Origin of the sequence: Lacticaseibacillus absianus (assembly GCF_013407595.1) — a bacterium.
Classification (GTDB): domain Bacteria; phylum Bacillota; class Bacilli; order Lactobacillales; family Lactobacillaceae; genus Lacticaseibacillus; species Lacticaseibacillus absianus.
The window spans coordinates 1,002,344-1,015,632 of the sequence record NZ_JABEKX010000002.1; the positions used below are offsets into that span (position 1 = coordinate 1,002,344).

11 protein-coding genes are annotated in these 13,289 nt (G+C 53.4%); 3 read left to right on the forward strand and 8 right to left on the reverse strand.

The window, feature by feature from the left end:
- Positions 1–31 precede the first annotated feature (31 nt).
- The 4 genes from HII33_RS10145 to HII33_RS10160 form a co-directional block, all read right to left on the reverse strand.
- Positions 32–1,729, reverse strand: coding sequence for a M3 family oligoendopeptidase (locus HII33_RS10145; RefSeq protein WP_179395677.1), 1,698 nt, complete (start codon positions 1,727–1,729; stop codon positions 32–34).
- 128 nt (positions 1,730–1,857) lie between these two features.
- Complete coding sequence (gene rfbB, locus HII33_RS10150; protein ID WP_179395678.1) at positions 1,858–2,856, reverse strand: dTDP-glucose 4,6-dehydratase; 999 nt, start codon at positions 2,854–2,856, stop codon at positions 1,858–1,860.
- A gap of 70 nt (positions 2,857–2,926) precedes the next feature.
- Positions 2,927–3,823 carry a UTP--glucose-1-phosphate uridylyltransferase GalU gene (galU, locus tag HII33_RS10155; protein ID WP_179395679.1) on the reverse strand — a complete coding sequence of 299 codons (897 nt, stop codon included), beginning with the start codon at positions 3,821–3,823 and terminating at the stop codon, positions 2,927–2,929.
- A 33-nt stretch (positions 3,824–3,856) separates the two neighbouring features.
- Positions 3,857–6,628, reverse strand: coding sequence for a GH25 family lysozyme (locus HII33_RS10160; protein WP_179395680.1), 2,772 nt, complete (start codon positions 6,626–6,628; stop codon positions 3,857–3,859).
- A 100-nt stretch (positions 6,629–6,728) separates the two neighbouring features.
- Between HII33_RS10160 and HII33_RS10165 the strand changes: the two genes are divergently transcribed.
- The 3 genes from HII33_RS10165 to tnpC are packed head-to-tail and all read left to right on the forward strand — an operon-like array spanning position 6,729 to position 8,842.
- Entirely contained in the window at positions 6,729–6,914 is a 186-nt protein-coding gene (locus tag HII33_RS10165) for a hypothetical protein (protein WP_179394268.1), read from the forward strand.
- A complete protein-coding gene (gene tnpB / locus HII33_RS10170; RefSeq protein ID WP_179394269.1) occupies positions 6,904–7,296 on the forward strand; it encodes an IS66 family insertion sequence element accessory protein TnpB in 393 nt (130 codons plus the stop codon). Before HII33_RS10165 ends, tnpB begins: the two co-directional genes overlap by 11 nt.
- A 16-nt stretch (positions 7,297–7,312) precedes the next feature.
- A complete protein-coding gene (gene tnpC / locus HII33_RS10175; RefSeq protein ID WP_179394270.1) occupies positions 7,313–8,842 on the forward strand; it encodes an IS66 family transposase in 1,530 nt (509 codons plus the stop codon).
- 42 nt (positions 8,843–8,884) lie between these two features.
- Here tnpC and HII33_RS10180 read toward each other — a convergent pair whose 3' ends face one another.
- From HII33_RS10180 to HII33_RS10195, 4 genes are all read right to left on the reverse strand, one after another.
- Positions 8,885–9,121 carry a hypothetical protein gene (locus HII33_RS10180; RefSeq protein ID WP_179395681.1) on the reverse strand — a complete coding sequence of 79 codons (237 nt, stop codon included), beginning with the start codon at positions 9,119–9,121 and terminating at the stop codon, positions 8,885–8,887.
- A 381-nt stretch (positions 9,122–9,502) separates the two neighbouring features.
- Complete coding sequence (sstT, locus tag HII33_RS10185; RefSeq protein ID WP_179395682.1) at positions 9,503–10,753, reverse strand: serine/threonine transporter SstT; 1,251 nt, start codon at positions 10,751–10,753, stop codon at positions 9,503–9,505.
- Positions 10,754–10,798: 45 nt separating this feature from the next.
- On the reverse strand, positions 10,799–12,208 hold the full coding sequence (locus HII33_RS10190; RefSeq protein WP_179395683.1) for an oligosaccharide flippase family protein: 1,410 nt from the start codon (positions 12,206–12,208) through the stop codon (positions 10,799–10,801).
- Between the two features lie 9 nt (positions 12,209–12,217).
- Positions 12,218–13,285 carry a DUF1015 family protein gene (locus HII33_RS10195; RefSeq protein ID WP_179395684.1) on the reverse strand — a complete coding sequence of 356 codons (1,068 nt, stop codon included), beginning with the start codon at positions 13,283–13,285 and terminating at the stop codon, positions 12,218–12,220.
- Between the last annotated feature and the right edge of the window lie 4 nt (positions 13,286–13,289).

Genomic DNA, 13,289 nt, shown 5'->3' on the forward strand with positions numbered 1-13,289 from the left:
GATCAGCTGATCCATCGTGCCTTGTTTGTTGTTATAACTGACTGTCGTCCACACTGTCCAGCTGGGCCTTGACCGCGGTCAGGGTGTCATCCAGTGCCCCGGCCTCGAACGGCGAGCGCAGGTGCCCCAGCGCGATCAGCTCCAGCAGCGTCTTGCTCCCGCCAGCCTTGGCCATCGTCATGTAGTCTTGCCAGGCAGTCTCGTCGTGGTCGACATTGAATCGCTTCCAGAACTGGTAGGCAACGACCTGGGCGATCGTGTAGTCGATATAGTAGAACGGTGCCTCGAAAATGTGGCCCTGACGCATCCACCAAATGCCCCGCTCTAGGTCGGCGTTGTCGCTAAAGTCCTTGTCCGGGTTGTACAGTTTCTCCAACCGGCGCCACTCTGCTTTGCGCGCGGCCGGGGTCCAGTCCGGGTGCGTGTAGACCTGGTGTTGGAAGTGATCGACCAAGATCCCGTACGGCAGGAACTCAAGCGCCGCCTGCAGGTGCGCATACTTGTACTTCGGCGTCTGCGTGCCGAAGAACGACTGCATCCACGGGTAGGCGATGAATTCCATGCTCATCGAGAAGATCTCGGCCGCCTCAAACGTCGGGAAGACGCAGTCGCCCGGTCGGATCCACTGCGCTAAGTAGGTCTGGAAGGCATGGCCGGCCTCGTGTGTCAGCACATCGACATCATCCGAGGTCCCGTTGAAGTTGGCGAAGATGAACGGCGATTCGATCGCTGGGATGAACGTCGCATAGCCACCGGACGCCTTACCCGGCTTCGCCAGGAGTTCCAGCAGGTTCGACTGCACCATGTGATCGAAAAACGCCCCGGACTCCGGCGACATCTCGTGGTACATCTGACGCGCCGCTTCGACTAATTCGTCGGCGGTCCCTTCAGGCGTCGCGTTGCCTGACTTGAACTGCACCCCCAGATCGTAATACGCCAGGTGATCGAGGCCCAGGCGCTTGGCTTGCTTGGCGCGTTGCGCCTGCACCAGCGGCACCACCTTCGTCTGCACTTCGTGGCGGTACGTGGCGACCATGTCCTCGTCGTAGTCGAAGCGATCCATGAAGACGTAGCTCATCTCCGCAAAGTCCTTGAAGCCCAGCTTGCGTGCAATCTCAGTCCGCGTCTTGACCATCTCGTCGTAGATCCGGTCGAACTCTGCTTCGTGCGCCGCAAAGAAGCCCCAGTAGGCATCATTCGCCGCCTTGCGCGTGGCGCGGTCCGCATCATCGCGCAGCGGGCCGATCTGGGCCAGCGTGTACGTCTGTCCGTTGAAGTCCAGTTGCGCCGAAGCGATCAGTTTCGTGTACTCGCTGCTCAACGCGTTGGCCTTTTGCTGCAACGCGACGACCTCTGGCTTGTTGGTCTTCATCTGGTCTTCTGCCTTCAGGAAATACGGCTTCGGGTACACCGTCTCCAGCGCCTCCCGGAACGGGCTGGCGAGCACCGCCTTGAGGTAGTCGACTTCGGCGTTGGCTAGCTGCGGCTGGAACTCGTTCCAGAACTCGTTCTCCTGGGCGTAAAACGCATCGCGTGTGTCCACCGTGTGCCGGATCTCCGTATACATCGACTGCGACATGGTGTCGTTGAGTAGGTCGGTGACGCGGTTGGCAACCGCAACCGCCGCATCCCCGTCTTTGGCGGCCTGTAAGTCCGCCGCACCTTGGCGGACCTGCGCCATCACGGCCTCTGCGTCGGGTCGCGTGTAAGGCACTTCATTAAAGTTCATCTGTTCTTCCTCCCATCCACATGTTGGTCTCATTATCCGCTATTCAGCGGAGAAAAGAAAGGACCGTAATGATGGCACACCGGGACCATCACGGTTGCGGTGTCGTTGTCATCAGTTGGTCAACCAAACTAGTGTCCCTGCTCGGCATATTTCGCCTCAGTCTCAACTTTGGCTGTCTGCCACCAGCCGCGGTGGCTTGAATACCAATCGATTGTCGCCCGTAGTCCCGTTGCTAAATCAGTGTGTGCCGGACACCACCCTAGCTCGCGGCGTAACTTAGACGCATCGATCGCGTAACGCAGATCATGACTTGGCCGATCAGCCACTAGATCATAGTCATTCGCAGCGTGTCCCATCAAGCTCAAGATCATCGCCAGCACCGTGCGGTTGTCTTGCTCACCATTGGCGCCGATCAGATAGGTCTCACCGACTCGACCACGCGTTAGGATCGCCCACAATGCAGCGCTGTGGTCCTCGACATGGATCCAATCGCGAATGTTGCGTCCGTCACCGTAAAGTTTCGCGCGTCGCCCCACAAGCAGATTCGTGATTTGCCGCGGAATGAATTTTTCGATGTGCTGATACGGGCCATAGTTGTTTGAGCAATTCGAAAGCGTTGCACGTACGCCAAGCGCATGCGCCCATCCCAGAACCAGCATGTCGCTGGCTGCCTTCGTCGCCGAGTAAGGATTAGTCGGTGCATATCGACTCCGTAATGTGAATTGGGTCTCACCAGCAAGCGGCAAAGCGCCGTACACTTCATCCGTCGAAACGTGGTGGAAACGCAGATCATATTTTCGCGCCGCTTCCAACAATGTGTACGTCCCCTCAACATTGCTGTGCCAAAATGGGGTTGGGTCTCGTAAAGCATTGTCATTATGACTCTCAGCTGCAAAGTGAACGATCGTGTCGACTTGCTGTGCAAGCTGATCGACCAACGCAACATCACAGATATCGCCGACCACCAGCCGCACCCGCTCACCCAACGTCTCTGCTAAGTTGGCCCGATTCCCTGCGTAAGTCAGCCGGTCCAACACGATGATCTGGACATCTGGTTGATGTGTGATCACGTAACGAATAAAATTCGCGCCGATAAACCCGGCTCCACCAGTCACAAGTAATCTCATGGTCGTCCTCCTTGCTTCTGAAACGGCAAACGCCCAATTTCAACCAATGAAATCGGGCGCAAAATGCAATCTAACGCTGTGTCAAATCTGTCTCAAGGCGCTTGGCGAGTTGCAATAGGTAGGCCCGCAGCTCGTCTTTGACTTCCGGATGCGTCAGACCGTACTCGATCGTCGTCTGTACGAAGCCAAACTTGTTGCCCACATCGTAGCGAGCACCCTTGAACTCATGAGCGAAGACACGCTGCGTCTGGTTCAGGCGGTCGATCGCATCCGTCAGCTGGATCTCGCCGCCCTTCCCTGGTGCCTGAGTCTCCAGCATCTCGAAGATCTCCGGCGTCAGCAAGTAGCGCCCGATGATTGCTAAGTCGCTCGGTGCTTCCGCCACAGCCGGCTTCTCAACGAACTTCTTGACATTGAACAAGCCCGGTGCGACTTCTTGTTCCGGATCGATCACTCCGTAAGCCGACACTTCCTCATGTGGTACCTTCTTCACCGCAAGAATCGAGGCATGTGTCCGCTCATACTCATCGATCAGCTGCCGAGTCAAGGGCACAGTATCCATCATCAGATCATCCCCCAGCATCACAACAAAGGGTTCATCCGCGATGAATGACTTGGCCAGTCGCACGGCATCACCGAGTCCCTTGGGGTAAGCCTGACGAACATAGAAGAGATTGACGCCGATATCCGTCGTCTCATGAACCATTTTGAGAAGTGCTGTCTTGCCCTTCTCCTCTAAGTTCTGTTCCAGCTCGGGCGCAGAATCGAAGTGATCTTCGATCGACCGCTTATTCTTGCCCTCAATGATCAAGATATCTTCGATTCCGCTGGCCTTGGCCTCTTCAACGATGAATTGAATCGTCGGCTTGTCGACGATTGGAAGCATCTCCTTCGCCAACGCCTTGGTTGCCGGTAAGAATCGCGTGCCTAGCCCAGCAGCCGGGATAACAGCCTTGCGTACTTTCATCACAAAATTCCTCCTTAGTTCATTACCTAGGCACTACCGCGTACTCGTCAGCTTGAGCGCGCCAGAGTGAACATAGCCGAGCCAAGTCCCGTCTAGGCGCCAAAGGGAATAATACGTGCTCCCATTGACGTGCCGATACTTCCCGTTGACCCGGAACTGTTGACCATACACCGCAGTTGTGCTAGTGCTCGAGTGCCAGCCAAAGTCCTTCCAGATCGATGTGCCCTTCAGGCTGATTGTCGCATATCCCCCCTGAGATTGCCAGACCCCTTGTGCATTAGCCGTCGTCTCGACATCCTCGACGTTCATGTAACCTTTCCATTGTCCTTGGCCATCATACAGGGACAAGACCCACATGCCGTTGAACAAATGATACTGCCCATTGATCCGATAAGTGCGGCCCAGATGACTGGTGCTGGTGCTGGCGGCCTGACCCGAGAAGTCTCGGTAGATCGGCTTGTTTGCCTTAGTCAACGTCGCGTAACCTGCTTGATACAACCAGATCCCTTGCGGACCAGCTGCAGCCTGCGTGGCCGCCTCGTCGATGTACCCGACCCAGTTATCTGCTGCGTCGTACAGTGACAGGTAGGTCTTGCCGTTGAGGTGCTTGTACAGACGCTTTGACAGTAGCGTCTGGTGATAGAGTGTTTGACTCGTTGATTTGACCTGCCAGTCAAAATCGGACCAGAGCGTTGGTTGGCGACTCGTGATCGTGATATAGCGCCCGTCATTAATCGGGTTGCCTTGAGGTGTCGCATTCAGCTGAACAGCGCCAGCATGAGCATAGCCGAGCCAGCTACCATCTGCTCGCCAAAGAGAATAATAGGTGCTCCCATTAGCGTGGTGATACTTGCCGTTGAGCTTAAAGGTTTGACCCAACACCGCATCCGTTCGCATGGCCGGTTGCCACTCAAAATTTCGCCACAATGATGTGCCCTTGAGTGTCACGGTCGCATAGCCGGTCTGACTCTGCCACACGCCTTGAGGGTTGGTCCCCGCTTCGAAGTCCGCAGGGTCCATATAGCCGATCCATTGCCCCTTCAGATCGTACAGCGAATCGTACGTGCGCCCATCAAAAGTGTGATACTCACCATTGATCTGATACGTGTTGCTCAAAAGAGGGGTGCTGGCGCCCGTCGCTTGCCCAGAAAAATCACTATAAAGCGGGCGGCCTGTCCGCGTCAGCGTTGCGTAGCCAGACTTATTCAACCAGACGCCTTGAGGACCGCTAGCGATCTGCACATCACGTTCGCTAACGTAGCCTTGCCAAATATCCTCCGCGTCATACAATGACAGGTACGTCTGACCGTTTGCATGATGGTACTGTTGCTTAGCCAGGAACGTCCGTTGGTAGAGATCGGAACCAGATTTGAGTTCCCAGTCAAAGCTCGACCAGACTGGAGTGTTACTTTTGGCGATTGTCACATAGCGGCCATCGTCGACCGGTTGGCCTTGGCCTTGCGAATCGCCTTCCAGCGCAACGACGGCACTATGCCCATACCCGAGCCAAGTCCCATCCGCCGCCCAGAGCGAGTAATAAGTGCTACCGTTGAAGTGGTGATACATGCCGTTGATCTTGACCGTCTGGCCAAGGTGTTGATTGGAACTGGCCTTGACGTTCCAAGTGAAGTCCGCCCATAGGGACGTGTTCGCCATCGTGATCGTCGCGTAACTGGCGTGACTTAACCAAACCCCTTGTGCACCGGCTGCAATACTTACGGCCTTTTCGTTGATCAGTCCCATATCGTTGCCCTGCGCATCGACCAGGCGTAAGTATGTACTCCCGTTCGCGTGTTCATACTTCGCGATCGAATGATAGGTCCGGTTCAGCACCGCGTTCGTCGATTGCTTGGGTGTCCAGTCAAAATCCGCCCACAACGTGTTATTGATCTCCGTCAGGGTCACGTAACGATCATCTGTGATACGAGGTCCTTCCGGCGCAGTAACGCCCGTGAAGAGTCCGGCATAGTCGATCGAAGCGTCGATCAGGCGCCCACCTGATTGGCCGAATTGACTCGGGAGCTGAGCGGTGCTCGAGAACTGCCAGGCTCCATAATCCGTATTCCAAAGTGATGAACTTGACGGCGTGTACGGGTACTGCGCCCACCAGGTTGCCTTCTTGCCCACGGTGGCGATCACATCGGCATTCTTCGTATAACCACCACCTGTATAGACGAGATGATTGGTGTACCCAGCCGCAGAAAGCACTTGCCAAAACGCATTCAGATTTGTTCGCACATCCCCTGTCACCGTGTCGTTCTCCTCAATGTCAGCCACGACCGGTGTCGATTTGGGCAAGCCCAGCTGTGCTAAGGCGGCAGCCGCATAAGTGGCCTCTGCCTTAGCCGAACTCAAACTGCCAAACTGTGCGTAGTGATACACAGAGACCTTCAACCCCGCCGCTTTCGCGTATTGGATCTGTTGCTTGGCGGCAGGGTTCGTGTAATTCGTCTTCTGCGTTGTTTTCACGACCGCTGCGCGAACCCCACTGGCATAGAGTTCATTGAAGTCTTTTTGAGTCATCCAATCCTGATACGACGCCACGTCTACGACATCGACCCGCGGTCGCGCTGGATCTCCGATCTTGATCGTATCGACCCAGCTCGACGCGGCCACCTGAATGATCTCCTGTGCACGACCCGTGGCCGCCTGATCCGCTGCAGCCGTCACTTTAGCCACCGCCAACCAATCATTCGCTAAGGTCTCATCCAGACTCGTAGGCATGCGTAGGATGTGTTTCGTTGTTGTCGAGCCCGTCTCGTCGATCATGTCTGCCAGCGCGGCCCGTGAAAGCTCACTACCCATCACTTTGTTCGTTGTAAGCACCCAATAACAGACCGGATATGATTGCCCCTTGCCGGGCAGTATGATTGCCTCATCAAATCTAAATTGGTGAGGTAATTTTATGGATGAGAAACCTGAGATTGTTCGGATCAAATTAGAGGATGACCAGCGGCGGGCGCCACTGAGCACTGCCACCAAGGCCTTTCAAGTTAAGATTGACACCAACAAAACGGTTGTAGTGTATAACCATATCCAGGGCTATATCCTGGATGCCTTGATGAAGGCGGTGTTCGCCAATGCTCATTGATATCCACAAGCTCAGCGGCATTTATTTGATTTGTGGTAAGACCGACTTGCGTCGTGGTATTGAAGGCTTGGCTGGAGTTATCCAAGAGGAATATCATCTGGATCCGTACAGTCGGGCACTGTTTCTATTTTGCGGGACCCGCAAGGATCGGTTTAAGGCCCTATATTGGGCTGGCGATGGATTTATCCTGCTCTACAAGCGAATTGAGGACGGCCGGCTACAGTGGCCAACGACTCAAAATGAGGTTAAGAAACTCCACGCTAAGCAATTAGAGCGTCTTTTATCTGGTTGGGGATTGGAGTCGACGGTAAACCAGTTTTGTCCAAGAAATAATGGTAGAAAGCCCGTCGCACCAGTGGTACACTCAACCCAACATCAATGAATCGAGGGCTACGCCCATGGTCACTACGACTGAAGATCTGCTCAAACAGGCACTCGAGCAAAATCGAGAACTCATGAAACAAGTTCAGGCGCTCACCGAGCAGGTCGCGTATTTAACTCGGAAACTCTACGGCTCCCATTCGGAGAAGATGACCGATCCTAATCAGCTGTCTCTTCTGGGAGATAACAGTGTTTTTACCGACCCAGAGCAGACTGGGCAACAAAGCGAAGAAATAGTCGTAGTAAAAGCCAAGCGCAAGCCTAAAAGCAGTCGCGGTGAATCAATCGATCCAAAATTGCCCATCGAAGAAACCGTGATCACTCGAAAAAGTGAGCTGTGTGATCATGGTCATCAGCTGGCTAAAGTGGGCAAGCATCTCGTGCGTGAAGTGGTCCAACACATACCAGGCAGATTGTATGTTGAGCGTATCTTTGAAGAGACATACAAGTGTCCGGAATGTGAGCTCGAGGATGGTGTGAGTCACCTGTATCAAGGACAAGCGCCGCAGGCGTTGTTCCCGCACAGTCTCGCGACCTCGTCGCTAGTCGCTGAGTTGCTCTATCAGAAATACATGCTGGGTACACCGCTTTATCGTCAGATATTAGAATGGCGCCGAGCGGGTCTTCTACTCAGTGAGACGACCATGACAAACTGGGTAATCAACGCGGCAGAAATCGTCAGACCAGTCTATGACCTGATGCACGAGTACCTCCTGTCAGAGCGGTTCCTGCAAGGCGACGAAACACCGTTCCAAGTGCTGAGAGAACCGGGTAAGTCGGCAAAGAGTAAATCATACATCTGGGTAGAACGCAGTATTCGCCTCGCCGACCAGCAGGTCGTCTACTACGCTTATGGCAACACCCGCTCTGGTAAGTTCGCGCAGCGAATATACTCAGGCTATACTGGGGTCCTGCAGTGTGATGGCTATGCCGGATATAATCTTCTTGGCGACAGCGTCATCCGTGTTGGTTGTTGGGCGCACGTTCGGCGTAAATTCTACGACGACGCAGCGAAGGTTAAAGGTAAATTTACCAGCACGAAACCGCTAGAGCTGCTCAACCAGATGTTCCACCTTGAGACACAATGGGCGCTCTTATCACCGGCCGAGCGTCTGAAATGTCGACAGGCAGAACTAGAACCTCTGATTGATCAGTTCTGGGCTTGGTGTGATCAGGCCGCGCCGGCGCCGAAATCGCGACTGGGTGTCGCTCTGACCTACGCTTTGAATCAGCGGTGCATGCTTAATCGAGTCTTGGAGTTTGGCGAGATTGATTTGAGCAACAATGCATCAGAGCGGAACATGAAGTCCTTCGTGATTGGACGAAAGAACTGGCTGTTCGCCACCAGCCCAAAGGGGGCCGAAGCCAATGCGATCTGGATGACGATCGTTGAGACTGCCAAAGCCAACGGACTGGATCCACGAAGTTACATTGAGCGACTTCTGCATGGGCTGTCACAACTGTCTGCCTCACCAACGAGGGAACAAGCTGAGGCTTATTTACCTTGGAATCAGCATCTAAAGCCAGCAACTAGCGAAACCGCGTAAGCAATGAAGGGTCGCAATCCAAAAATAGGATTGCGGCCCTTCTCAGTTTGCAAGACGGTCGATTATTGGGTGCTTACTGTTCGTTGGCACTTCAGCTGGGTCGTTCCAATGCCCGTTGGTCGCAAAAACATCAAATTCGCCCTTTATAACCTGGCTCTTTTCTAAGCTATCAGCCCTTGTGAATTTGTTTGTTCCAAGCATAACGCCCCCCGCTAATGCCAGCGAGATGATAGCCGCGCGTTCTAATAGTCTGAAAGTGTGCCTCACTGCAATGTTCATAAGATTCCCCCTACGCATAGTCGATGATTCAATTATATCAGAGCCAGGAAAATAACAACAACCCGTTCTGTAAGCCTTTCTAAAAAGGACGCATAGTCAAAGACCTGCACTCATCACCCGTTCACCACTTTATTTCGCGCCGCTGATCTTGCTATCCGCTTACCTAGCCTTGGACAGTCAACACCTAAGCCGACGCTCAGGTCACTGAAAGGTCTGAGCAGGTCGCGCCGCTGAGCTGTGACTCCCAAAAGATCGGTTGAATTTGACCGCAAGCATATGAAGTTTCGGTCTCGCACTCGCCCAAGCCGCCTTCATCACAAGCCAAAAAAGCCCCCTAAAAGGGAGCCTTGGCTCACTAACTTAACATAGGCTAAGGCATGACTATTCCCGCATTTGCGCTCGTCTCACCGCCGCCTTAACATCTACAGGACGGCCACTACGACGGAGATCATGGTACTCTGCAGCCGCAGTGAACAGAAGATCCGAGGCAGAGTTAACGGCTGTTTCGACCGAGTCTTGGATCACGCCGATGATGAATCCGATCCCCACGACTTGCATCGCGATATCGTTGGAGATCCCGAAGAGACTCGCCGCCATTGGAATGATCAAAAGCGAGCCACCTGCGATCCCGGAAACTCCGGTTGACGCCAGTGCACTCAAGAAGCAGAGTAACAACGCAAGGGGGAATGAGACCTGAATCCCAAGCGTGTTGCACGCGGCAAGCGCCATGATCGAGATCGTGATCGCAGCGCCACCCGAGTTTGCCGACCCGCCAAGCGGGATCGAGATCGCGTAAGATTTCTCGTTCAATCCTAGGTCAGCAGCGGCTTTTAAGTTGATCGGAATGTTGACGGCCCCGCTTCGCGTGAAAAATGCTGGAATACCAGAAACCTTCAACGTCCACAACGTCAGTGGGTACGGGTTTTGTCCCGTCATCCCCCAGACCATCAACGGATAAGCCACCAAATAGACAAAGGCCATTGTCCCGACTAACAGTCCAACCAACTGCCCATATTTGACCACGCCACCAAAACCAGTCTGGCTGATCGTCGTGAACAAGAGCCCGACGATCCCGACCGGTGCAAATTCGATCACTAACTGTGCCACACGTTGGATCGCGTCGGTGATATCTTGAAACACCTCACGCGTCGCAGGTCGCGCTAATTGTAGCGCGAACCCGATCATCAACGCCCAGAATAGGATAGCCAGGTAGTTGCCATCAATGACGGCCTGAACAGGGTTCGCAACCGCATTCACTAACAGATCCTTGATTACGGTTCCTAGATCCTTTGGCGCACTTTGCGCCACGTGGACCGCCTGAGGAAAGACCAGCTTGACCCGAAAGATGAAACTTGCCACGACCGCGATCACCGCAGACAGAAAGGTCGCACTGAGGTACAACACGATGACCGATCCAAAGTGCGTCTCTGCTCCGGCCTCGTATTTAGAAATTGCTGTCATGATCAAGAAGAAGACGAGTATCGGTGCGATCCCTTTCAAAGCGCCGATAAACAAATCCCCAAAAACGCCGATCCACGTCCACTCAGGCACAATGACCCCGAGCAGCGCCCCAACGATCAATCCGATCACAATCCGAACAATCAAGCTGGTCTGTCGATATTTAGCAAACATTCGCCTTCCTCCTCTTCTCATGGTCGATCGCACGCTGACCAATCCTTACCGCTTCAAACGCCGCCGCACCACTTTCAGCCCTGCATTCGCCAGCCGATCCACGATCGCGCGGTTGGCGACCAGAAGCCCGATCAGGAACAAGCACTGTAACCCGTATGCTAGCCAGACCTGACTGATAAACATCGTCGCGTACTGGCCCAACAATAAACCCATCTGGATCAAAACGCTCCAGATCGTCACATTGGAGTTGACGGTCTGGATAATGTCTCGATGTCGCACGATCCAGATCAAGAGAAAACTCAAAAAAGACGCAAGTGACACAGCATTGATCCCGACAAACTTAACGAGCAGAAAACTCAAAACAATGCTGGTCGTTGATCCCGCGATCGTTGTCTTGAAAATTTCGACTGTCCGCTTAGCTGCAACATACTGAGACCCCAAAAAACCGGAGAGGCTAGAAAAAATTACAGATAGCAAAAGTAAGGGGATGAACTGCCAAGCGCTGTAATAAGTCGACGCCACTAAGATCCGCATCAGCGGCTTAACCAGGACCATGATCGTAGACGCACCGACGAACAGCAATGCAATGTACACTCGGTAGATCGTATCGAAGAAGTTGTCCTTCCGGTCCCCTTCAGACTCAAATTCTTCGATTGCGGCCAACTGCCAAGACTGTGCAAAAATATTCGTTACCGTACTTAAAAGTGATGGAATCTTACTTGCGACAGCGAACATCCCGTTGGCTCCAGAGCCCAAGAAAATCAGGATCGCGTAGCGGCCAGCCGTATTCGAGATATTCCAAGCGACTGAATTCGGGATCAATGGTGTGCTGAACGCTAGGATTCGGTGTGTATAGTCACGACTGATCCGGTCAGGCTGATAAAACTTCGACAGATGTAGCCGAAAGTGCAACATCAAGTTCGAGATCAACAGCGCCAAGCAAGTCGAAAGGAAGTAGCCCGCAAACCCCATATTGAGGGGCCAGAGAAAGATAATGTTCAATCCTGCCGTCAGGGCCGTTAAGAATACCCCGTTGAAGGCAAATAGCGAGATCTTATCAATCCCCTTTGCAAACTGCGTGTAAAGCGATTGATACGCCTGGAGGACTAACAAGATGGGCAAGACCGTGAACGGCCGGTAGAAGAGATAAAACAGCGGCATGGTTAGTAACGCGATGACCGCCCCGATCCGGGTGATTCGAACACTGTTCGAAAAGATTTCAGCCGGGTCAACCGTTCGGTCCATCGTAAAGCGTAAAACCGCATCGAAAACGCTAAGCGAAACGACGGGTAACAAGAGCCCCGCCGTTGTTGAAATCACATCCACCAACCCGTAATCGCTCGGAACCATCCGCGCGGTATATAACGGTAACATGAAAAAGGTGATGAACTTACTGCCTAGGTTCCCGATCGCAAACAGCAGTGAGTTACTGAATAATCGTTTGTATTTCTGCACAGGGACGCCTCATTCCTGATATTTGCTCATCACCAGAAGCGACGGCGCTTTAGGACTCATCCACGTCGATTTCGGCGGTAAAATATTGCCTTGATTGGCCGACTCAGTGAATTCTGCTTTAGTCATCGGCGCGACCTTGAAGAAGACCGAGTGTGTCGAGCGACGCATCGCCTTGGCACATGCGACTTCACTCAAGTAACGAAGCTTACGGTCATCGAATGTCCGAAAAGCCTGCTGGATGATCTGCGTGTTGAGTCGATAGATGTCGTTGTTCCAGAAGCCATCCGAAAGTAGCGTGATCAGGTGCACGCGCCAAGCCTGCCCTCCACGGTACATCATCACCGTATCCTTTTGTGGCGCCATCGCCGCCTCGTCTGCCTGATCGACTGACTCGACCTTAAACTTGGTCTGGAGGAACCTTAACGCCGCATCAAATTGTGCATCGGTCAGGTGTGGTAGCTGACGGTGAATCGGCAAGATATCAACGCTGTCGATGCTGATCACATAGGAGAGGACATATTGCTTGAACCCCGAGAGCGAGGTCGAATACAGTCGGTGGTGGCCATCTCCAACGTAAAGCGCATCGGTGTCGCCAAATGCAGCCAACAACTCATCCGCAGCCGTGCCGGTGTAGTAATAGAGCTGATCAGACGCCACTGTATAGATCAGTTCTGCAGGATGCTCGGCAACGAAAGCATCAAGGTCTACCGCCTGTTTGGCAATCAACATCACTGGCGCAGCCTCAGCGTTATAGCCATGGTAGTTGCTCAGCATCCCTTGGATCGTCTCTGGTAACACCAGCTCATGATTCTTAACTGCCCCACGCTGGTACTCTGTGATCGGCAGATCACAGATCAGCCCTTTGCGTCCCTGGTTATCGATCACGTACACGCCTTGTGTGTGCTTCACGATCGCTTCAGCGTTGAGCTTGTCCTTCATCGCCTGATCTAAGAAAATCGTACGATCATCAAAGCTGATCTGATCATTTTTGATCTGGACGAGGTTAATGAATTCCGAATCGTACAGCGTACCCGACACGTTCACATAACTATTCGCAAGTTTTTCCAGTTTCACCATGAGA

Excerpts from the sequence above, each read along its gene's own strand:
- HII33_RS10145 (WP_179395677.1), bottom strand. The coding sequence starts at position 1,729 with ATGAACTTTAATGAAGTGCCTTACACGCGACCCGACGCAGAGGCCGTG.
- rfbB (WP_179395678.1), bottom strand. The coding sequence starts at position 2,856 with ATGAGATTACTTGTGACTGGTGGAGCCGGGTTTATCGGCGCGAATTTT.
- galU (WP_179395679.1), bottom strand. The coding sequence starts at position 3,823 with ATGAAAGTACGCAAGGCTGTTATCCCGGCTGCTGGGCTAGGCACGCGA.
- HII33_RS10160 (WP_179395680.1), bottom strand. The coding sequence starts at position 6,628 with ATGGGTAGTGAGCTTTCACGGGCCGCGCTGGCAGACATGATCGACGAG.
- HII33_RS10165 (WP_179394268.1), top strand. The coding sequence starts at position 6,729 with ATGGATGAGAAACCTGAGATTGTTCGGATCAAATTAGAGGATGACCAG.
- tnpB (WP_179394269.1), top strand. The coding sequence starts at position 6,904 with ATGCTCATTGATATCCACAAGCTCAGCGGCATTTATTTGATTTGTGGT.
- tnpC (WP_179394270.1), top strand. The coding sequence starts at position 7,313 with ATGGTCACTACGACTGAAGATCTGCTCAAACAGGCACTCGAGCAAAAT.
- HII33_RS10180 (WP_179395681.1), bottom strand. The coding sequence starts at position 9,121 with ATGAACATTGCAGTGAGGCACACTTTCAGACTATTAGAACGCGCGGCT.
- sstT (WP_179395682.1), bottom strand. The coding sequence starts at position 10,753 with ATGTTTGCTAAATATCGACAGACCAGCTTGATTGTTCGGATTGTGATC.
- HII33_RS10195 (WP_179395684.1), bottom strand. The coding sequence starts at position 13,285 with ATGGTGAAACTGGAAAAACTTGCGAATAGTTATGTGAACGTGTCGGGT.